Annotated in this window: 18 protein-coding genes and 2 pseudogenes; 6 read left to right on the plus strand and 14 right to left on the minus strand. The window is 71.7% G+C overall.

Features of this window, described 5'->3' with window-relative positions; translation table 11 throughout:
• Positions 1 to 138 precede the first annotated feature (138 nt).
• Positions 139 to 1389, minus strand: coding sequence for an FAD-dependent oxidoreductase (locus ACWCYO_RS28100; RefSeq protein WP_270143248.1), 1251 nt, complete (start codon positions 1387 to 1389; stop codon positions 139 to 141).
• A complete protein-coding gene (locus ACWCYO_RS28105) occupies positions 1386 to 1982 on the minus strand; it encodes a PadR family transcriptional regulator (RefSeq protein WP_270143250.1) in 597 nt (198 codons plus the stop codon). Before ACWCYO_RS28105 ends, ACWCYO_RS28100 begins: the two co-directional genes overlap by 4 nt.
• Positions 1983 to 2126: 144 nt before the next feature.
• Between ACWCYO_RS28105 and ACWCYO_RS28110 the strand changes: the two genes are divergently transcribed.
• On the plus strand, positions 2127 to 3728 hold the full coding sequence (locus ACWCYO_RS28110; RefSeq protein WP_449785748.1) for a PucR family transcriptional regulator: 1602 nt from the start codon (positions 2127 to 2129) through the stop codon (positions 3726 to 3728).
• Between the two features lie 57 nt (positions 3729 to 3785).
• Here ACWCYO_RS28110 and ACWCYO_RS28115 read toward each other — a convergent pair whose 3' ends face one another.
• On the minus strand, positions 3786 to 5006 hold the full coding sequence (locus ACWCYO_RS28115; RefSeq protein WP_449785749.1) for a hypothetical protein: 1221 nt from the start codon (positions 5004 to 5006) through the stop codon (positions 3786 to 3788).
• A 148-nt stretch (positions 5007 to 5154) separates the two neighbouring features.
• Here ACWCYO_RS28115 and ACWCYO_RS28120 point away from each other — a divergent pair, with 148 nt between their 5' ends.
• Positions 5155 to 5613, plus strand: coding sequence for a VOC family protein (locus tag ACWCYO_RS28120; protein WP_449785750.1), 459 nt, complete (start codon positions 5155 to 5157; stop codon positions 5611 to 5613).
• Here the strand turns inward: ACWCYO_RS28120 and ACWCYO_RS28125 are convergent, their stop codons facing one another.
• Positions 5614 to 7221 carry a hypothetical protein gene (locus ACWCYO_RS28125; protein WP_449785751.1) on the minus strand — a complete coding sequence of 536 codons (1608 nt, stop codon included), beginning with the start codon at positions 7219 to 7221 and terminating at the stop codon, positions 5614 to 5616.
• 327 nt (positions 7222 to 7548) lie between these two features.
• Between ACWCYO_RS28125 and ACWCYO_RS28130 the strand changes: the two genes are divergently transcribed.
• Entirely contained in the window at positions 7549 to 8880 is a 1332-nt protein-coding gene (locus tag ACWCYO_RS28130) for an MFS transporter (RefSeq protein WP_449785752.1), read from the plus strand.
• A gap of 167 nt (positions 8881 to 9047) precedes the next feature.
• On the opposite strand, the gene ACWCYO_RS28135 is transcribed toward ACWCYO_RS28130, so the two are convergent.
• Positions 9048 to 9755, minus strand: coding sequence for a TNT domain-containing protein (locus tag ACWCYO_RS28135; RefSeq protein WP_449785753.1), 708 nt, complete (start codon positions 9753 to 9755; stop codon positions 9048 to 9050).
• A 189-nt stretch (positions 9756 to 9944) separates the two neighbouring features.
• Here ACWCYO_RS28135 and ACWCYO_RS28140 point away from each other — a divergent pair, with 189 nt between their 5' ends.
• Positions 9945 to 10100, plus strand: coding sequence for a hypothetical protein (locus ACWCYO_RS28140; RefSeq protein WP_449785754.1), 156 nt, complete (start codon positions 9945 to 9947; stop codon positions 10098 to 10100).
• 68 nt (positions 10101 to 10168) lie between these two features.
• Here ACWCYO_RS28140 and ACWCYO_RS28145 read toward each other — a convergent pair whose 3' ends face one another.
• Complete coding sequence (locus ACWCYO_RS28145; protein ID WP_449785755.1) at positions 10169 to 10828, minus strand: Uma2 family endonuclease; 660 nt, start codon at positions 10826 to 10828, stop codon at positions 10169 to 10171.
• A 199-nt stretch (positions 10829 to 11027) separates the two neighbouring features.
• Between ACWCYO_RS28145 and ACWCYO_RS28150 the strand changes: the two genes are divergently transcribed.
• Positions 11028 to 12233 (plus strand): helix-turn-helix domain-containing protein, encoded by a 1206-nt coding sequence (locus tag ACWCYO_RS28150; protein ID WP_449785756.1) that lies wholly within the window; start codon positions 11028 to 11030, stop codon positions 12231 to 12233.
• A 104-nt stretch (positions 12234 to 12337) separates the two neighbouring features.
• On the opposite strand, the gene ACWCYO_RS28155 is transcribed toward ACWCYO_RS28150, so the two are convergent.
• From ACWCYO_RS28155 to ACWCYO_RS28170, 4 genes and pseudogenes are all read right to left on the minus strand, one after another.
• Positions 12338 to 12751, minus strand: coding sequence for an NUDIX hydrolase (locus tag ACWCYO_RS28155; protein WP_449785757.1), 414 nt, complete (start codon positions 12749 to 12751; stop codon positions 12338 to 12340).
• Positions 12748 to 12846: pseudogene (locus ACWCYO_RS28160) on the minus strand (NUDIX hydrolase); the annotation flags it as partial. The pseudogene ACWCYO_RS28160 and the gene ACWCYO_RS28155, both read right to left, overlap by 4 nt.
• A gap of 40 nt (positions 12847 to 12886) precedes the next feature.
• Positions 12887 to 13417: a GNAT family N-acetyltransferase gene (locus ACWCYO_RS28165; RefSeq protein WP_449785758.1), complete on the minus strand. Its 531-nt coding sequence runs from the start codon at positions 13415 to 13417 to the stop codon at positions 12887 to 12889.
• The gene (locus tag ACWCYO_RS28170; protein WP_449785759.1) at positions 13414 to 14310 is read right to left on the minus strand and encodes a hypothetical protein; all 897 of its coding nucleotides are present in this window, start codon (positions 14308 to 14310) and stop codon (positions 13414 to 13416) included. The genes ACWCYO_RS28165 and ACWCYO_RS28170 overlap by 4 nt, the downstream gene beginning before the upstream one ends.
• Before the next feature lie 597 nt (positions 14311 to 14907).
• Between ACWCYO_RS28170 and ACWCYO_RS28175 the strand changes: the two are divergent.
• A pseudogene (locus ACWCYO_RS28175) lies at positions 14908 to 15366 on the plus strand (radical SAM protein); the annotation flags it as partial.
• Positions 15367 to 15403: 37 nt separating this feature from the next.
• On the opposite strand, the gene ACWCYO_RS28180 reads toward ACWCYO_RS28175, so the two are convergent.
• The 4 genes from ACWCYO_RS28180 to sufU all read right to left on the minus strand — a co-directional run bounded on the left by ACWCYO_RS28180 (position 15404) and on the right by sufU (position 17888).
• Positions 15404 to 16144: an AfsR/SARP family transcriptional regulator gene (locus ACWCYO_RS28180; RefSeq protein WP_449785760.1), complete on the minus strand. Its 741-nt coding sequence runs from the start codon at positions 16142 to 16144 to the stop codon at positions 15404 to 15406.
• Between the two features lie 96 nt (positions 16145 to 16240).
• Positions 16241 to 16894, minus strand: a complete 654-nt coding sequence (locus tag ACWCYO_RS28185; RefSeq protein WP_270143270.1) for a hypothetical protein — start codon at positions 16892 to 16894, stop codon at positions 16241 to 16243.
• Between the two features lie 141 nt (positions 16895 to 17035).
• Entirely contained in the window at positions 17036 to 17413 is a 378-nt protein-coding gene (locus ACWCYO_RS28190; protein WP_223885951.1) for a metal-sulfur cluster assembly factor, read from the minus strand.
• A gap of 22 nt (positions 17414 to 17435) precedes the next feature.
• Positions 17436 to 17888, minus strand: a complete 453-nt coding sequence (gene sufU / locus ACWCYO_RS28195) for a Fe-S cluster assembly sulfur transfer protein SufU (RefSeq protein WP_270143273.1) — start codon at positions 17886 to 17888, stop codon at positions 17436 to 17438.
• Between the last annotated feature and the right edge of the window lie 7 nt (positions 17889 to 17895).

Raw genomic sequence — 17895 nt, forward strand, 5'->3', positions numbered from 1 at the left:
CTGCGCGGGTCGCACGCAGGCCACAGCACGAACGCTATTCCTGCCCGCCCGGCCACTTGATTGGCCGGGCGGCTAAATTCCCCCGTACGGCGTTGTCCGGCCCGACGAAGGCGGTCACGCGACGGTCACGACCGCCCGTCAGGCGGCCCGCCCCGCACGGCCCACCGGCACCACCCGCCGCTCCCAGTCGATCCGGTACCCGTGCACCGGCCGGAGCATCTTCTCCGGACTCATGAAGGTCTTCATCGCGATCGGCGCGACCACCCGGAACAGCATCCGGGCGACCGGCCCGGAAGCCTTTTGGCTGTTGGTGCGCGCCGCATCGGCGGCGATCTTCTCGACCCTGGGCCGGCGCATCGCCTCGTACGCGGCGAAGGCGGCGGTGTGGTCGGGCAGGTCGCGCAGGCAGCGGGCGAGTTCGACGGCGCTCTCGACGGCCAGCGAGGCGCCCTGCCCGGAGCTGTTGGACGGCGCGTGCACCGAGTCGCCGACCAGCACCATCCGGCCGCGGTACCAGTGCGGGACGGACGGCATGATCTCCAGCCGCGGGAAGGTCTCCATGGTGGCGGGGTCGGCCTGCCGCAGCACGTCCCGGGCCGGCAGGTCGTCGGCGTGCAGCTCGCGGCAGCGGCGCAGCCACTCCGCCATCCCGGCCTCGCGGACCTGCTCCTGGGTCAGCGGCTCGGGCTGCGGGATGTTGCTGAACCAGGCGGTGCCGCTGCCGTCGGCCAGGCCCCAGTAGCCGAAGAAGGCGCGGGCGCCGTTGGCGAAGTGCACGGTCTCGCCTCGCCCGGCCCGGCCGGGCAGCCGGTAGGCGCTGTAGCCGCCGATGCCGAGCAGACCGGTGTACTGGGCGGCGGGCGCCGCCGGGTCGATCAGGGTGCGCACGGTCGAACCGGTGCCGTCGCAGCCGATCAGCAGGTCGCCGGTGGCGCTGCCGCCGTCGGCGAAGTGTGCGGTGATGCCGTCGGCACCCTCCTCGGCGCCGACCAGACGCTTGCCGTGCCGGACCTCGACGCCCGTCTCGCGCAACCGCCGTCGCAGCACCTCGTACAGTTCGGCGCGGCGCATCAGCCGCCCGCGCGGCAGGTCGGGGAGGCCGGCGAACTCGGCCAGCGCCCCGCCCTTGCCGTCCTCGATCACCATCGGCCCGACCGGCTGCCCGATCCGGCCGACCTCCGCCTCCAGGCCGACGACGGCGAGGGCGCCGAGCCCGTTGGGCGCGATCATGAAGGTCCCGCCGATGCCCTCGGCGGAGGTCTCGTAGGCCTCGAAGACCTCCGCCTCGATGCCGGCCTTGCGCAGCGCCAGCGCCATCACCGGGCCGGCGATCCCGCCGCCGATGACCAGCGCCTTCTTGACGGTACGAGCGGTACGCGGTGCACTCATTGCAGACTCCCGAAGTACTCCTGCCAGGTCCGGACGAAGTCCGGCTCCTGGAGCTGGGTGATGAGGCGCTCGACGAAGGCGATCTCCGCGTCCATGCCGCCGACCCGGTACTCCTCCTCGATCAGGAAGAGCCAGCCGACGCCCTCCTCGGTGGCCTTGCGCAGCGTCGCCCGGATCTCCGCCACCTCGGCGGTCAGGGCGGCCCGTCGCCGCTCCAGGAGCTCCACGGCCTCGGCCGGCGGGAGCACCATGAGCAGCGACAGCGAGACCCCGAACGCGGGGTACTCGTGCTGCGGTTCGGCGACGAGTTCGCGCATCCAGTCGTGGAGCTCGGTGCGCCCCTCCTCCGTGAGGGCGTAGACGGTGCGCTCGGGTCGCTGGGTGTCGCGGACGGTCTCCTGCTCGGCGACGAACCCGGCCTTCCGCAGCTGCTCCACGACCATGTACAGCGAGCTGCGGTTGTACTTGATGTTGCGGTCCTTGGCGTGCTCCTTGAGCCGACGACCCATCTCGTACGGGTGCATCGGCTCGGCCATGAGTTCGGCCAGGACCGCGAGGGCCAGCGGGTTCGACACCTTGCGTCGCTTCGCCACGAGACATCCTCATCTCTTGGTCAGTACTGACTATCCACCTCCGAATAGTCAGAGTCAACTATTTAGGAATGACGGATCAGAACCCTGTCCGCCCGGCTAAAATCAACCACACACCGTTGTCCGAGCGGATGAAGGAGGCCCGGAGTGACCACCCCCGGCCTTCCGCTCCGCCAACTGCTGATGTCCCTCGGCGAGCCCCTGGTCGAACTCCAGGCCGCCCCACTGGGTTTGGACGTCCCCGTGCGCGACGTCGCGATCCTCGACCCGGAGGACCCGCCCACCGCCGCCCCCGGCGAACTCGTCCTCGCGATCGGCGCCCGCGGCCGCGCCGCCCTCCCCGCCCTGCGCGCGGCCGGCCGGGCCGGCGCCGCCGCCGTCGCGGTCAAGCTGGACGCCCCCGGCCAGGCCGACGCCCTGCGCGAGGCCGCCACCGACGCCGGCGTCGCCCTGCTCTCGGTGCGCCGCGAGACCCGCTGGGAGCACCTCGACTCGCTCGCCCGGGCGATCATCGCCGGCCCGGACGCCCCGGACTCCCCCGGCGCCCCCGAGCCCAACGCCGGCGACCTCTTCTCCCTCGCCCAGACCGTCGCCGTGCTCACCAACGGCATCGTCTCGATCGAGGACACCTCCAGCCGGGTGCTCGCCTACTCCCGCTCCTCCGACTCCGACGAGGTCGACGACCTGCGCCGGCTGTCCATCCTCGGCTGGCAGGGCCCGGAACCGTACCTCTCCAAGCTCCGCGAGTGGGGCATCTTCCAGCACCTGCGCAGCTCGGACACCCCGATCGCGGTCGAGCCGCACCCCGAACTCGGCCTGCGCCGACGCCTCGCGGTCGGCATCCGGGCCGGGGCACAGCCGCTCGGCACCATCTGGGTGCAGGAGGGCGCCCAGCCGCTGGCCCCGCTGGCCGAACAGGCCCTGATCGGCGCCGCCCGGGTGGCCGCCGCCCAACTGGTGCGCCGCCGCCGCGAGTTGTCCGCCGACGTCCGGCTCACCCAGACCCTGCTGACCGGCCTGCTGGAGGGCTCAACCGGCCCCCAGTCACTGGCCACCCACCTCGGCCTGGACCTGCGCCGCCCGGCCACCGTACTGGCCTACAGCGCCCACACCACCGAGGCACTGCACCGCTCCGACGTCACCGGCCTGATCTCGGTGCACACCGCCGCCCGGCACCGCACCGCACTGCTCGCCCCGATCGAGTCCCGGGTCTACGTGCTGCTGCCCGAACTCCCGCCGGGCCTGCCGATGACCACCGTGCGCGACTGGGCCGACGAGGTGGTCACCGCCGCCCGGGAACACCTCGGCGTCCCGCTGCGCGCCGCGATCGGCTCGACCGTCGACGGCCTCGCCCAGGTGCCGGACTCCCGCGCCCAGGCGGACCGCATCCTGGACGCGATGGGCCGCGGCGGGGTGGACCTCGACGTCGCGGCGCTGATCGACGTCCAGGCCGAGGTGCTGGTCAGCGAGATGCTGGCGCTGCTCCAGGAACGCGACGGCCTGCGCGACCCCCGGCTCACCGCGCTCACCGAGTACGACCGCCGGCACGGCACCCGGCTCGCCGAGTCCGTGCTCGCCTGGCTGGACGCGCTCGGCGAGGTCCGGATCGCCGCCGACGCCCTGCACATCCACCCCAACACCCTGCGCTACCGGGTGCGCCGCGCCGAACAGTTGACCGGCATCGACCTCGCCCAGCCGCAGCAGCGGCTGCTGGCGATGCTGCAACTGCGGCTGCCCGCGGACGAGTAGCGGCTACGAGCCACCCCGGCCCCGGCTACGACCCGCCTCGCCTACGACCAGGCCCGACTACGACCAGACCCGCCCCGACCGCCACTGCTCCCAGGCCGACAGCCACAGCTGCTCCACCAGCCGCTGCTCCTCCCAGCCGCCGTCCCGGCCGCGGCCCCCGCCGCTGCCCGGCCGCTCCCGCCAGAGCTGCTCCCAGGCCCGCTGGGCCGGCAGGCTCGCCACCTCGCTGGCGAACACCGTGTACCGCACCACCTCCTCGACCGCCGCCTCCCCCTCCGGCGTGCCGACCAGCCAATGCGTCTGCTGGGACAGCCGGTTCAGGTGGTTGACCATCGAGGTCACCGCCGCCGAGGCCTCCTCCCGGGTCTCCGCGGCGAGCCGCATCTGCTGGCGCACCGCCGCCTCCCAGCGCACCGCGCAGACGTCCCCGCGCAGCCCGCGCGGCAGCCTCGGCGTGCGCCCGACCCGCACCTGCGCCTCGATCGCGGCGGCCTCCGCGATGCTCTGGGCGATCAGCTCCCGGTGCGCCTCCAGTCCTACGGCGGGCGGCAGTTCACGTTCCTCGACCGGCACGTACCGGGCCCTCCGGGAGGCGAGGTCGCGCAGCAGCTCGGTGCGCCCGCGAAGGTAGCACTCGAAGTCCCCGATCCCGCCGAGCTCGACGCCGCCGGGAGGCAGCCCGCGCCCGCACACCGTGACGGCCTGCCCGCCGACCCGCAGCCGCCCGGCCCAGACCTGCCCGACCGACCCGCCGCCGACCGGTCCCGTTCCCGCCGTTCCCGCTCCCGCCGGCGCCACCAGGGCCACCGGCCGGTCCTCGTGCACCTCCACCGCGCAGGGTTCGCCGTCCACGGTGATCCACTCGCGCAACGCCCGCACCAGACCGGGCCCGTCGCCCTCGTCGATGCCCAACTGTTCGTAGACCCGGTCGCGTTCGTCCTCGACCACGTCCTCCAGCTCCGGCAGCACCTCGCAGTCGTCGGCCCCCGGCCGGTAGGTGCGCACGGTCACGTACGGCCCGGCCGCGGTGGTCCAGTCACCGCACTGCACCTCGACCCAGCGCAGTTCGCCGCCACAGGTCTCGAAGGCCGCCAGTGCCTCCCCGCGACCCGCCGGTCCGGCCACGCCGTACACCGGGAAGTCCACCGCGGTGAGGGTCCGGCGGGAGAACTCCTCCTGGTCGGCGAAACGATCCTGCTCGCCCGGCCGCTCCGGCGCCGACCGCTCGGCGTTCCCCTCCCGGGGTTCCTGGGGCCTTCCGCCGTTCTCCCGCGCCATCCTGTGCCGCACCCCCGAGTCCTCACGCCCGCACCGCTGACGCCACCTTACGTGCCCGCAGCTGCCGGGTCATCAGCTCGGCTGTCGGACGGGGGCGGTGGCCGTGTCAGTCGGGCCGGTTGTCAGCCGCCCTCCCTACGCTGGCGGCATGACAGCACAGAACAGCGCGGCCCGGGCCGCCTTCCCCGCCCGGATCAGCATCGTCACGCTCGGCGTCTCCGACCTCGAGCGCAGCGCCCGCTTCTACGAGGACCTCGGCTGGAAGCGCTCCTCCGCCTCCAGCCCGGAGATCGTCTGGTTCCGCACCGCCGACTCGGTGCTCGGCCTCTTCCCCAGCGAGGAGCTGGCCGCCGACGCGGGCGTGCCCGCCACCGGCGAACCCTCCTTCCGCGGCGTCACCCTCGCGGTGAACCTGGAGTCCCCCGCGCTGGTGGACGCCGCGCTGCGGACGGCTGTCGAGGCCGGCGCCGTGGTGGTCAAGCCGCCGGTCCCGACCAGCTGGGGCGGCTACTCCGGCTACTTCGAGGACCCGGACGGGCACCTGTGGGAGCTGGCCCACAACCCGTTCTTCCCCTTCACCGAGGCGGGCTCGCTGGACCTGCCCTGATCAGCCCCGGGAGCGCGCCTTGAAGGCCGCCTTGCGTGCCTCCTTGGCCAGCGCCCGGTCCGGGTGCAGCTCGCCGATCGCCTCCAGGACGTCCGCCGTGTACGGGTGGTCGACCCGCCACAGCTCGCCGAACCACTCCACCGGATCGCCGTTCACCGGCAGGTCGGTGATCAGCTCGCGCAGCAGCTCGGCGTCGCCGCCGTTGTCCAGCAGCTGGGCGGCGAAGGTGTCGACCACCGTCCACAGCGCCATCGCCCGGTCCGGCGCCGGCACGCCCGCCGCGCCCAGCGCGGACAGCCAGGCCCGGGCCGCACCGCCCAGCTCCGGGTCGTCCAGCACCTCCCGGACGGCGGGCTCGGCGCCCGCCCCCAGCAGGTTCAGCGCCGAGACGCACAGCATCCGGCGCAGCGGGCCGTACGCGTCGTTTCCGCGCGCCGCCGCCAGCAGCTCGCGCGCCGCCGGCTCCGGCTCCCGGCCGGCCACCCAGACCCGCAGCTCCTCCTCCGGCAGCACGTTCGCCGACTCGCACACCCCGCGCAGCAGCTCGGCCGCGTCCCCCTGGGCCAGCTCGCCGACCAGCGGCGCGTCGTAGCCGTCCTCCAGCAGCCACTGCCGGACGCCGTACTGGCCGAGCGGGGTGAGCCGGACCAGCCCGAAGCGGGCCGACTCCTCCTCGTCCAGCGGCGCCTCGCCGACGACGGCGGGCTCCTCGTCCTCCTCCTCGTCGAACAGCTCCGGGTCGATCGGCCGGTAGTCCAGCAGGCCCAGCTCGGCGAGGTCGCCCAGCATCGGGTCCAGGGCGACCATCACGTCGGTGATGTCGCCGAGCAGCTCCTCGCTCGGCTCCTCGCCCTCCGGCACCACCAGCAGCGCGGCCAGCACGCCGAGCGGCACGGTCTCGTTGCCCGGGTCGGCGAAGGCGGTGGTCTCGTACAGCACCTGCAGCGCCTCGTCGAGCAGCTCGGCGGCGACGTCCCGGGCCTCCTCGACCTCGTTCAGGCCGTCCTCGTCCTCCTCGGCGGCCCCCTCTTCCTCTTCCTCCTCCGGCAGCGAGTCCGCCTCCACCGCCAGCTCCCGGACGATCCCGGCCGCGGTCAGCCACAGCTCCAGGACGGTGTCCGGGTCCCCCTGCTCGGCGGGCTCCAGGTCCGGCCCCGGCACCGCGACGTGCTCGCCGTCCTTGGTCGTACCCAGCTCCACCAGGTCCAGGTCGCAGGCCAGCGACCAGGCCCGCAGCGCCTCGACCTCGGCCTCCTCCGGCACCTCGCCCTCGGCCGGGGCCAGCCCCAGCAGCCGCGCGGCGGGCGCCCGGTCCTCCTCGACCAGGTCGCCGAACTCGTCCACCACCCGGTGCGGCGCCGCCCAGCGGGCCAGCGCCAGCGCGTAGCCGAACATCGGCACGGCCTTCGCCTGCTCGGCCAGCTCCTGCTCGGCGGGCAGCTTCACCGGCGGTACCAGCACCGCCGCGTCGTCCAGGTCCTCGTCGTCCAGACCGTGCGCGGCGAACGCCCCGTAGAGGTCCTGCAGCTCCAGGTCAGCGGGCAGGACAGCCTCGCCCGCGCCCTCTCCCGCCGAAGCCCCCGCGTTCTTCCGACGTCGTCCGGCCATCGTTGTGCGCTCTCCCTCAGCCAGCGCGGTCAGCCCGAACAGCTCCGCGTGTCGATCTACCTCCTCAGCGTATAGGTCGGACACCCGCGATGCCCGGCCTCGAGGGGCGCGCGCAGGGGCGCGCGGCGCTTCCGTGCGCCCACCCTTTATCCTTCGAACTGGTGTCTGCGCACACCCCGTGCAGTCCACCGGGCAACGAAGCCCGAATCCTCAGCTCATCCGCTCCACCAGGGAGCCCCGCACCGCGGCCACACCACAGCGCCTCAGGACGGGCGCACCGGCACACCCCGCCGACCCGGTGGTGCCCTGCCACAGGAGACCCCTCACATGGCGGACCTCTCCCCCGCCGGCTCCGGCCTGCGCACCGCGCAGCTCGACGGACGCCGACTGTCGGAGGCCCTGCTCCCCCTGGAGCTCGCGCCGCGCGCGCAGCTCCAGCTCGCCGCGATCAGCCGCTGGAACGCGATGCGCGGAGTCCGCGTCGGCCTGGTCGCCGCCGCCCTGCTGTTCATGCTGATCGGCGCCAACCTGGCGACGCCGATCTACCCGCTCCTCCAGCAGCGCCTCGGCCTCGGCCCGCTCGACACCACCATCCTCTTCACGATCTACGTGTTCGCGCTGGTCCCGGTGCTGGCCATCGTCGGCCACTGGTCCGACCACCTCGGCCGCCGCGCCCTGATCCTGCCCGCCGTCGCCCTGGCCGCCGCCGGCGACGTCGTGTTCGCCACCTCCGGCGGCTTCTGGCAGCTGGCGGTCGGCCGTGCCATCCAGGGCATCGCCGTCGGCCTCTCCACCGGCGCCGCCGGAGCCGCCCTCGGCGACCTGCTGCCCGATCACCCGACGCTCGCCGCCAAGCTCACCCTGGCCTGCTCCGCGGGCGGCGTCGCCCTCGGCCCGATCGTCGGCGCCCTGCTGTCCGGCGGCTCCGACCCGCTGCTGACGCCCTTCCTGCTGCACGCCATCGCCCTGCTGGCGCTCTGCGTGCCGCTGGCCGTCGTCCACCCCCGGATGCCCGGCCGCAACCGCCCGCCGGCGTCCCCGCCCCGGATCACCACCCCGGCCCACCTGCGCCCGCAGCGCCTGCGGCTGCCGCAGACCGGCCGCCGCGAGTTCCTGCTGGCCTCCGCGGCCGGCTTCATCTCCTACGCGGTCTTCGGCGTCTACCTCAGCCTGGCCCCGGCCTTCTCCGCCAAGCTGCTGCACACCCCCTCGCACCTGACCGGCGCCATCGTGGCCGCCCTCCTGCTCGGCTCCTCGGCCGCCGCCCAGCTGATCGTGCCCCCGACCTCCGACCGCCTGGTGATCGCCCTCGGCATGACCGGCCTGGCCACCGGCCTCGCCCTGGTCGTCGCCGCCGGCTACACCGGCACCCCGGCGCTGCTGTTCATCGGCAGCGTCCTCGGCGGCGCCTGCCAGGGCGTCGCGTTCCGCTCCCTGTTCACCACCGCCGTCGCCGCGATGAACCCGGAACGCCGGGGCTCCGAGATGAGCTCCCTGTGGATCATCGTCTACCTCGGCAGCTCCCTGCCCATCATCGCCGTCGGCGCCCTGGTCAGGAGCTACGGCCTCCTCCCCGCCATCAGCGGCTTCGCCACCGTGGCGGCCCTCCTCTGCACCGCCCTCGCGGTCGCCGTCGCCCGCAAGCCCAAGACAGCCTGACCCGGTACGAAAACGCCGCTGCCCGGGACTTCCTCCGAAGTCCCGGGCAGCGGCGTTCCACCCTGGCCAGGGCGGCCACCTCTCGGTGCTGATCTCGAAATCCAACGGCTTCGGAAGCCGGACCGATTCGCCGGACTTCCACTCCCCCAGCACCTCGTATGCGGCGCTCAGTGAGGCGACGTCGGCGAGATGATCCGCTCCAGGTAGTGGTTGTCGACCAGCCATTTGACGCCGAAGCCCTGGTCCGGAGTGGGAGCGCCGGGGATGAGGGTGTAGTCCAGTTCGTACTGGGTGCCGAGTCCGGGCTGGGCGAACCAGGGAGCGACGGTCCCCGAGTAGACGGTGAACTCCTTGATCACCCGGTAGTCGTAGTAGTTGCAACCGGCCGCCGGATCGCCGTCGAGGTTCATCGGCGGGATCGCCCGCTGCGCGTACGGCGTCCCCTCGGGGGCGAGGAAGGCACCGCGTTCACTCCCGTATCGGTCGATGTCCTGACCGACCTGAAAGGTGAGGAGGGCTCGCTGCGGGCTCCCGTCCGGATTGACGATGTACCCGTTCTGCGCCGGGTAGACCCAGCCCTCGTCCTTCCAGTACAGGTCCAGGAACCGCTGGGGGCCCAGATCGTTGGTGGGCTGGTAGCCCGTGAGCTCCTTGCCGGCGAGCCCGAGGACGGGCAGGCGCAGGGGCCCCAGCCGCTTGTCCCCGTTGAGGTACTCCGCTGAGCATTCGGTCAACGACCGCTCGGCGTCAGGGCCGGGTCGGCCCTGCACCGTACCGGCTCCGTCATGGGACACCGCCACCTGGGCAGAGGCCGGCGAGCCCGCGAACAGGACGGCGGTGGTGGTAAGGGCGGTGAGGAGGTGACGGATCTTCACACTGCTCCCTCGTAAGGAACGGGCGGCATGCCGCGCGAGCAACATGGCGCAGCGAGTCCATGCAACTACTCTACGTAGTCATCTGGTGTGTCCCCCACGAAACCGCGCCGAGGGAGAGAAGGTCAACGCGACCCGCTGGGGGACGACGGGAAGTCAGCGGGAAGAAGCCGGGGCCCGTCCGACTCCGACATGGTCGCCAAGCTCCGCCTGGTCTCGGTCGCCCTGTTGCTGATGCTGATCGGTGCCAACCTGGCGACGCCGATCTACCCGCTCCTCCAGCAGCACCTCGGCCTCGGCCCGCTCGCCGTCGCCCTGGCCGCCACCGGCAAGCCCAAGCGCGCCTGACCGCACACGAGAACGCCGCTGCCCGGGACTTCCTCCGAAGTCCCGGGCAGCGGCGTTTCACTCCGGCCCTACGATTGCCAGGGCTCCCAGGCATTGGGGCTGATCTCGAAATCGAACGGCTCTGGCAGCCGGACGGTCTCGCCCAACTTCCACTCCTCCAATACCTCGTACGTCCCCTCAGCCTTGTTCGGTTTGCCGAACAACGTGGTACCGGGCTGCCGCGGGTCACGGTCCACCAGCAGGTAGTACGGAATTCCGGTCCGCGCGTAACCATTCCACTTGGTGGACTTGACCTGGCGCCCGAACATCGGGCGACGGTCATGGCGGGCGTTCGACGTGGATGTCACCTCAACCACCAGTTCAAGATCGCCCGGGTGGACATACAGCACATCCTTTGCTCGATTCTCGGCATCGACGTCCCGATGCACGATCGCCATGTCCGGGATATAGCCCTCCCCGATCTCGATCAGGTCCAGGTTGATCGTCCGAATAGCCCGCCACGGGAACGCCGGGTCGGCAGCTCTCGCGACCGCCACCGAGTCCTGGATGTCCACGAGGATCCCCTCATGGAGGTACACCGGCGATGGGGACACAACGATCTCCCCTCCGATCACCTCAACCCGCGTGCCGTCATCCGGGAGCCGGAGGTACTCCTCCAGTTCCCCCCGGACCCACATGGCGTACGGCGAGTCAGGCAGAAGCAACTGCGCAAACGCAATCACCGACATGACTTCGCTCCCTCCGAGGTCGCGGCACCAGCCTGGCCGCCCGCTCGCAGATATACCACTGCCACGCAAACCTTTCCTCCGAAGGAGCGGTTTGCGCGGCAGCAGGTTGACGAAAGCTCCACGGAACCAAAGCGCGCCCACCCACCCAAGGGAGCGGGTACCTTCCGAGTACGGCCGTGTACCCGCAAGGGAACCAGGGATGACGCAGTGGACCGACTACACCACAGGCGAGCGCATCAAGCTTCTCCGCGGACCGGACATGACTCAGGAACAGCTTGCCGAAGCTGCTGGCCTGTCGGTGGCGACGATCCGCAAGGCCGAGCGCAACCTCGGCGGCAGCCTCCAGACGCTGCTGCGAATCTCGGCCGCGCTCCACACCGACGTGTCGGTGATCCTCGGCCAACAGGCCCCTCGCCGCGCGATGCACGGCGCCGACCGGGCGATGATGCGCGAGCTGTCCCGCACCGTCCACGACACCGCCGCCGGCGTCGGCGTCGATGTACAGCCCCCACCCCCGGCCGAACTCGCGGCCGGACTCGCCGCCGCATGGGAGGCCTACCGCTCCGGCAACTACGTGGGCGCCAAAGTACGCGTCGCCCCGGCACTGCGCGAGGCCGCCGCCACACTCAAGGCCGCTCCGGTCGACCAGAAGAGCGCGGCGGTAGGCATCCTCGCGGATGCCTACCGGCTCGCCGCCTACGTGGCGAACCAGTTCGGCGCCCGCGATCTCGCGTACGCCGGGATCGGACACGCGCAATACCAGGCCGACCACACCGGGGACACCGTCCGCTCGGCCATGATCGCGTCTGGCCGGTCGTGGATCTACGTGCGGGATGCCCGGCTCGACCAGGCGGAGGAGACGGCCCGCATGTCGTACGAGTCCATCGAGCCCAGGTACAGGGATCGGGATCTCGGCATGCTCGCCACTTACGGATGGCACGTGACCTTCGCGGCCGTCGTCGCTGCCCGTCAAGGGGATGTGGATGGCGCCGACGATCTGCTGTCGCAGGGGCTTGCGGTAGCGGCCCGGATGGGCAGGGACGTCATGGTGAACGGTACGGCGTTCGGGCCGGCAACGGTCACCGCACAGGCGATTGGAATCTCCGTCTCAACTGGCCGGCCGGGCAAGGCGCTCAGCCTGTTCCAGTCGATCGGCGACATCAGCTCGCTCACCCCGTCAGCGCGTAACCGGATGCTGCTGGACGTGGCGCTCGCACAAGCCGAAACCCGGCAGTCCGACACCGCCCTGGACACCTTGCTCGAGGTGTGCTCGGCCGCGCCCGGCTGGGCTCGGCATCAGGGGCTGCCCGGGGTGATCGCGCAGAAGGCGAGCGCGGGCAGCGCAACCACAGCCAAGTTGCGCAAGCTCTCATCGATCCTCGGAACGTCCGTAATCATCAGCTGAAATGTGAGGTCGTGTCGGTGAGCCAGGCGTCGGTGCGGACGAGTTTCATGGCGACACCGGTGTGACCGATAGCTCTACGGGTGGCCGCCCGTAGAGCTATCGGCTCAGACAGTGAGCGCAATCTCCAAGTACGCCTGCACCGGTTCGAAGAGCCCGTACGGCACGTACTCGGGGATCTCGGCGAGAGCCACCCACGCGAGCTGGTCCAGCTCCTCCGTGTCGACCACCTCGGCGGTGCCGCTGACGGCCTCGCAGGCCGTATACGACATCAGTCGGCCGGTCTTCGGGTGAACCCGCTCGCCCAGGAGCTTGACGGCGGTTACGCCGAGCCCAGTCTCCTCCGCCGTCTCACGGACAGCCGTCTCCTCGGGCGACTCGCCGGCCTCGATCTCACCGGCCGGGAACTGCCAGGAGAGCTGGCCCTCGCTGACCCGTCGCCGGACCATCAGGACGCGGCCTTCGTGAACCACGATCGCGGCGGCAATGCCCGGGCGTTCCTCCGCAGTCTGCTGTGTCACGTCTGCTCCTCCAGGGAGGCCAGGATGGGTGGGAAGACAGTATCGGCGTCGATGAAGCGGGTCAGCGAGTTTCGAGGAACCCACATCACGTCAACGCAACATCGGTGTGCGCTACCAGGCGCCGCCGCCCCAGGCTCAGTGGATCGGGCGGATCATCGCAGTCAGTCGGGGCGAGTCCGGAGAGGGCTGTTGAGCGTTGAACGCCTGGTAGCCCCAGGTCTCGTAGAGCCGCTGGACCTTGCCGTCCCCGGCGAGCGGGTTGACCAGAAGGGTGACACGGCCCTCAACGCGGCGGCGCAGCAGCTCGTCGTGGATCCGGCGGGCGGCACCCGTGCCGCGCCAGCGGGTCCGGACGCCGATTTCCTTGATGGCCAGAGCCGGGGCTTCGGTGTAGCCGTCCGGAAGGGGCTCGGTCATGCGCTTCCAGTACCGGTCGCCCGCCTCGATCGTGTTGCCGTAGGCGTAGCCGACCGGCACCTCGCCGTCGTAGCCGAGGACGAGCTCGAAGCCGGGCTCGGTGGCATGCCGGTCGAGGCGTTCGGCGAACACGTCGACGCGGTAGTTCGGCAGGTGCAGCAGGGGGGCCCGCACATCGGCGTACACGTCCAGCAGATCCTGCCGGGCCTCGGGGGGCAGGGTGGTGTGGTGGCGGAGTTCGACGGTCACGCGGTGGTCCTCCAGGTGTTGTGGGCGTATGCCGTCCAGGTGCGGTCCGGGCCACTGCCGCCGGCCAGCTCATGCAGCGAGGTGCCGAAGGCGGCCAACATCCGGGTGACGCGGGGGTGCGCGGAGTCCTCGGCCGGGACGGACATGGCGGTGGCGACCGCGGGCTCCAGATCGCCCTGCCCGAGCTGGGCGCGGGCGAGCCGGACGGTGGTGATCGCTCGTGACCTCTGCATGGTGTCGCGCCGCTGGGCGATGCTGCGGTGCGCGTGTGCTTCCGCCTCCTCCCAGTTCCCGGCCGCGAGGTGAGCGGCGAGGGCGAGGGAGTCGAGTTCGGACTGGTCGTAGAAAGCGGTGATCCACACTGGTCGGGAGATGTCGAGGTCGGCTCGGTTGAGGGCGTCCTGTGAGTGCCCGATGGACCGGCGGACCGCGTTGGAGTCCCCGGTCAGGCCGTGGATCGCCGCGTGGCGGGCGTGTCCGAGGGAGGCGAACAGCGGGTCGCGTCGGGCGATCGGCAGGCCGCGGGCGACCTCATTGGCGGCGAGCGCGTCGCCCACCTGCCCGAGGTGCCGGTACAGGCTGCCCGCGTGGGACCAGATGCGGAACTGGATGCCGGAGTCGCCGGACATCGCCGCCAGGGTGGCAGCTTTCTGGTGGTGTTCGAGGGCTGCGTCGAAGCGACGGCCGTCGATCGCGGCCCACATCGCCGAGGACATGAACGATGCCGCGCACGCGTACAGCTGGGCCCGGACCCGCTGAGTCGCGGTGCCGTTCTTCTGCAGGTCGAGGGCTTCCTCGGCGAGCGCGGTCGCCCTGGTCTCGATGCCGAGCCGACCGCCGTGGCGGTGGTCGCTGGCGATGACCTCGGCGAAGCGGGCCTGCAGTCTCCGCACGTCACTGACGCCGATACGGCCACTCGATGCCACGGCGGGGGGCTCGTGAGCACGGTCACGGCCGCGCCTCCGGCCGCCGCTATGAAGTCGCGTCGCCTCACGTCGTCCTCCGGTGTGGTGCGGGCCCGCCCGGTCGGGACGAAGCCCAGGTCTTCGGGCGTACATGCGAATACTGCCCTGAGTGCGAGGCGGATCTTCACCGGCGGCCACCGGGTCGCACCGGTCAGCCAGTTGTGCACCGTGCGCTCTGACACGGAGCCGAGCTTCCCCGTGAGGGTCCTGATCTCGGTATTCACTTCGCGTGCCAACTCGGCCTTGGTCATGCGGCGTTCGGACATCCGGAGGCGGAGCGGGACATTGGCCAGCATGAGGTCAACGTAGTCGCGTTGTCACGTGCCGTGCATGGGGTCAGGCAATGGGACGGTCAAGTTTTCCGGTCGGAATGGGACCAGTGCGCCAGCAACTTTGCCTCACCGTGCGGCTCGTGACTGTCGTTCACTGATTGCACGCCGCCCGCCCCGGGCGGCCCCCGCGCAGGATCCCGCCCCGTGAACGGCCCTGCGCCGGCCCAGTCTCCGCCCTTGGAGGAGCAGCATGATGCACTCCCCGGCCCCGTATCGGCGCCGCATCGCCCGTCGTCCGAGGACGGTCGTTGTCCAGGCTGACTCTTTCTGCAATCTGGACTGCACCTACTGCTACCTGCCCGACCGCAAGCGGCGGGCACCGATGTCGGTCGCGATCGCCGAGGCGGTGGCCCGTTCCGTCGCCGAGTTCGCCGATACCGCGTCACCGGAGCCGGTCGAGGTGGTCTGGCACGCCGGCGAGCCGCTGGCCGTCGGCCGCACGCGACTCGCGGAGCTACTGGCCCCGTTCGAGCCGTTGCGGCAGGCTGGGTTGGTCGAGCACTCGGTGCAGACCAACGCCGTACTGATCACACCGGCCTGGTGCGACTTCCTCACCGCGTACGGGTTCCGTGTCGGGGTGAGTATCGACGGCCCTTCCGCCCTCAACCGTCGGCGCGTGGACCGGACCGGACGTCCGGCCTTCGACCGGATCATGAAGGGCATTGGTCGGCGACTGGTTGCCCCGCCGGCTACCCCACCCCGGCCACTAAACGCCGTAGCCGATCAGGCGCGCACAGCCCCAGCTCCGCGCGCAGCCGCCGCTCGTAGCACTCGACGTCCGCCAGCGCCTCGCCCGGGTTGCCCTCCGCGAGGTGCGCCCTGACCATCCAGGCGTGGCTGCTCTCGCGCAGCGGGTCGGCGCGGACGGCGGCGCCGGCGGCGGCCACCGCCTCGGGGAAGCGGCGGGCGCCGACGAAGGCGCCGGCCAGGGCCTCCAGGGCGTGGACTCGCAGGCGCCGCCAGTTGTCCGCCTCCAGCAGTGTCCAGTCCTCGTACCAGCCCGGCAGCAGGTCCGCCGAGAGGTCCTCGACGGCCGCCAGCCCGAAGCCGGCCCGGGCGGGGGCCGCGTCGGGGGCCAGGATCCGGTGGGCCAGCGTCCTCGCCTCGCGGAGGTCCACGCCCACGCCGTCGGCCAGCCTCAGCTCGGTCTGGCCGACCTCCAGCGCCTCCCGACCCGCCGCCGGGAGCCGGGACAGCGCCGAGCGCAGGCTCGCGGAGGCGCAGCGTTCCGCGGCGTCCGGCCAGAGGGTCCCGGCCACCAGGGCGCGCGGCACGTTCCCGTTGCAGCACAGCGCCACGAAGGCGAGTAATCGTTCCGCCCCCGCGGAGACGGGCACCGACGCGTCACCGGCCGAGAGGCCGAAGCCGCCGAGCAGGGCGAGCCGCACGCCCGCGCCGGGAGCCGGGGAGCACCGATCGCCGCAGGCCATCGAACCACCCCATCCATTCGCGCACAGATCAGCCCCTTCTCCATGCTGCGCCGCCCGCCCTGCGCTGTCGACCGCACCCGACTCACCGGCGACGGCTCAGAGGTTGAAGCAGTACCCGACCGGGATCCAGGCGGTGGTCCGGCCGGAGGTCAGGTCGGTCGCCCGCGCCACGGCGTTCTTCGTCGCACAGCTGAACGGGTTCCCGGGCACCACGCCGAAGCTGCCGCCCGCGAACCCGCCGTGCTGGGTGGCCGTCACGGTGTCCGTCCACTGCACGCTGCCGGTGGGGCTCAGCCTGATCTCGACCCGCACCAGCCCGCCGATGTTGAAGTGGTCGCCGCTGATCTTCAGGCGGCCGGCGCCGTTGTCGCCGTCCCAGACGCGCACCGCCAGCCTCCGGTCGTCGGCCTGGCTGTTGTCGGACGCCGCATCGGTACGGTGCTGCGGGATCACGCAGACGTGGTCCCCGGCCCACGCCTCGCGCCAGACGAAGCTCGAAACGCAGAAACCGTTCTGCAGGGTCCGCGCCCCCGCCTGGCTGTTGTCGGACGCCGCATCGGTACGGTGCTGCGGGATCACGCAGACGTGGTCCCCGGGCCTGGCGTCCCTCCAGACGAAGCCCTGGCGGCAGGTGTCCGGCCCGAAGTCCTGGGCGTGCGCCGCGGACGCCCCCAGCGCGGCGCCGCCGAGCCCCAGAACCGCCGCCATCATCGTGTTCACACCAGTGCGCAGGATCCGTCGGGGGGTCATTCTCCCCACCTCCTCGAAAAGCCTGCGCCCACCCTCCAACGCCCCCCGTCACCGCGACGTGACACCCGAGAACGGAAAACGCCGCCGCCCGGAACGGAGACCCGTTCCAGGCGGCGGCGCCGAAAAAACCACCGCACGACCTCAGACGTTGAAGCCCAGCGCGCGCAGCTGCTCGCGGCCGTCGTCGGTGATCTTGTCCGGACCCCACGGCGGCATCCAGACCCAGTTGATCCGCAGGTCCTGGACCAGGCCGTCGGTGGCGGTCTTGGCCTGGTCCTCGATGACGTCGGTCAGCGGGCAGGCCGCCGAGGTGAGCGTCATGTCGATGGTGGCCACGTCGGACTCGTCGATGTGGATGCCGTAGATCAGGCCCAGGTTGACGACGTCGATGCCCAGTTCGGGGTCGACGACGTCCATCAGGGCCTCGGTCAGGTCCTCGACCGAGACGGTGCCGGCGGTGGTGCCGACGATGCCGCCGTTCGGCTGCTCCTCCACAGCGGAGGGGGTTTCGTCACTCATTGGTTCTGTCCTCCTCTGCAGGTCAGTCGTTCACGACGGGGTTCTGGGCGAGCGCCTGGGCGGTGGCGTCCTTCCAGGCCATCCAGCTGAGCAGGGCGCACTTGACCCGGGCGGGGTACTTGGAGACGCCGGCGAACGCGACCGCGTCCTCCAGCACCTCCTCGTCGCCCTCGCCCTGGCCCTTGCTCTGCATCAGCTCCAGGAAGGCTTCCTGGACGGCCTGCGCCTCGCCGACGGTCTTGCCGACCACCAGGTCGTTCAGCACCGAGGCGCTGGCCTGGCTGATCGAACAGCCCTGGGACTCGTACGAGACGTCGGTGACCTTCGCGCCGTCGAGCTTCACCCGCAGGGTGATCTCGTCGCCGCACGTCGGGTTGACGTGGTGCACCTCGGCGTCGCCGTCCCGCAGCCCCTTGCCGTGCGGGTTGCGGTAGTGGTCCAGGATGATGTCCTGGTACATCGAGTCGAGCTTCATGGTCGTC

It is taken from the genome of Kitasatospora sp. NPDC001683 (assembly GCF_053596495.1).

Coding starts and splice junctions, on each gene's coding strand:
- ACWCYO_RS28100 (WP_270143248.1), bottom strand. CDS start 1,389: ATGAGTGCACCGCGTACCGCTCGTACCGTCAAGAAGGCGCTGGTCATC.
- ACWCYO_RS28115 (WP_449785749.1), bottom strand. CDS start 5,006: ATGGCGCGGGAGAACGGCGGAAGGCCCCAGGAACCCCGGGAGGGGAAC.
- ACWCYO_RS28120 (WP_449785750.1), top strand. CDS start 5,155: ATGACAGCACAGAACAGCGCGGCCCGGGCCGCCTTCCCCGCCCGGATC.
- ACWCYO_RS28125 (WP_449785751.1), bottom strand. CDS start 7,221: ATGGCCGGACGACGTCGGAAGAACGCGGGGGCTTCGGCGGGAGAGGGC.
- ACWCYO_RS28130 (WP_449785752.1), top strand. CDS start 7,549: ATGGCGGACCTCTCCCCCGCCGGCTCCGGCCTGCGCACCGCGCAGCTC.
- ACWCYO_RS28140 (WP_449785754.1), top strand. CDS start 9,945: ATGGTCGCCAAGCTCCGCCTGGTCTCGGTCGCCCTGTTGCTGATGCTG.
- ACWCYO_RS28145 (WP_449785755.1), bottom strand. CDS start 10,828: ATGTCGGTGATTGCGTTTGCGCAGTTGCTTCTGCCTGACTCGCCGTAC.
- ACWCYO_RS28150 (WP_449785756.1), top strand. CDS start 11,028: ATGACGCAGTGGACCGACTACACCACAGGCGAGCGCATCAAGCTTCTC.
- ACWCYO_RS28180 (WP_449785760.1), bottom strand. CDS start 16,144: ATGGCCTGCGGCGATCGGTGCTCCCCGGCTCCCGGCGCGGGCGTGCGG.
- ACWCYO_RS28185 (WP_270143270.1), bottom strand. CDS start 16,894: ATGACCCCCCGACGGATCCTGCGCACTGGTGTGAACACGATGATGGCG.
- ACWCYO_RS28190 (WP_223885951.1), bottom strand. CDS start 17,413: ATGAGTGACGAAACCCCCTCCGCTGTGGAGGAGCAGCCGAACGGCGGC.
- sufU (WP_270143273.1), bottom strand. CDS start 17,888: ATGAAGCTCGACTCGATGTACCAGGACATCATCCTGGACCACTACCGC.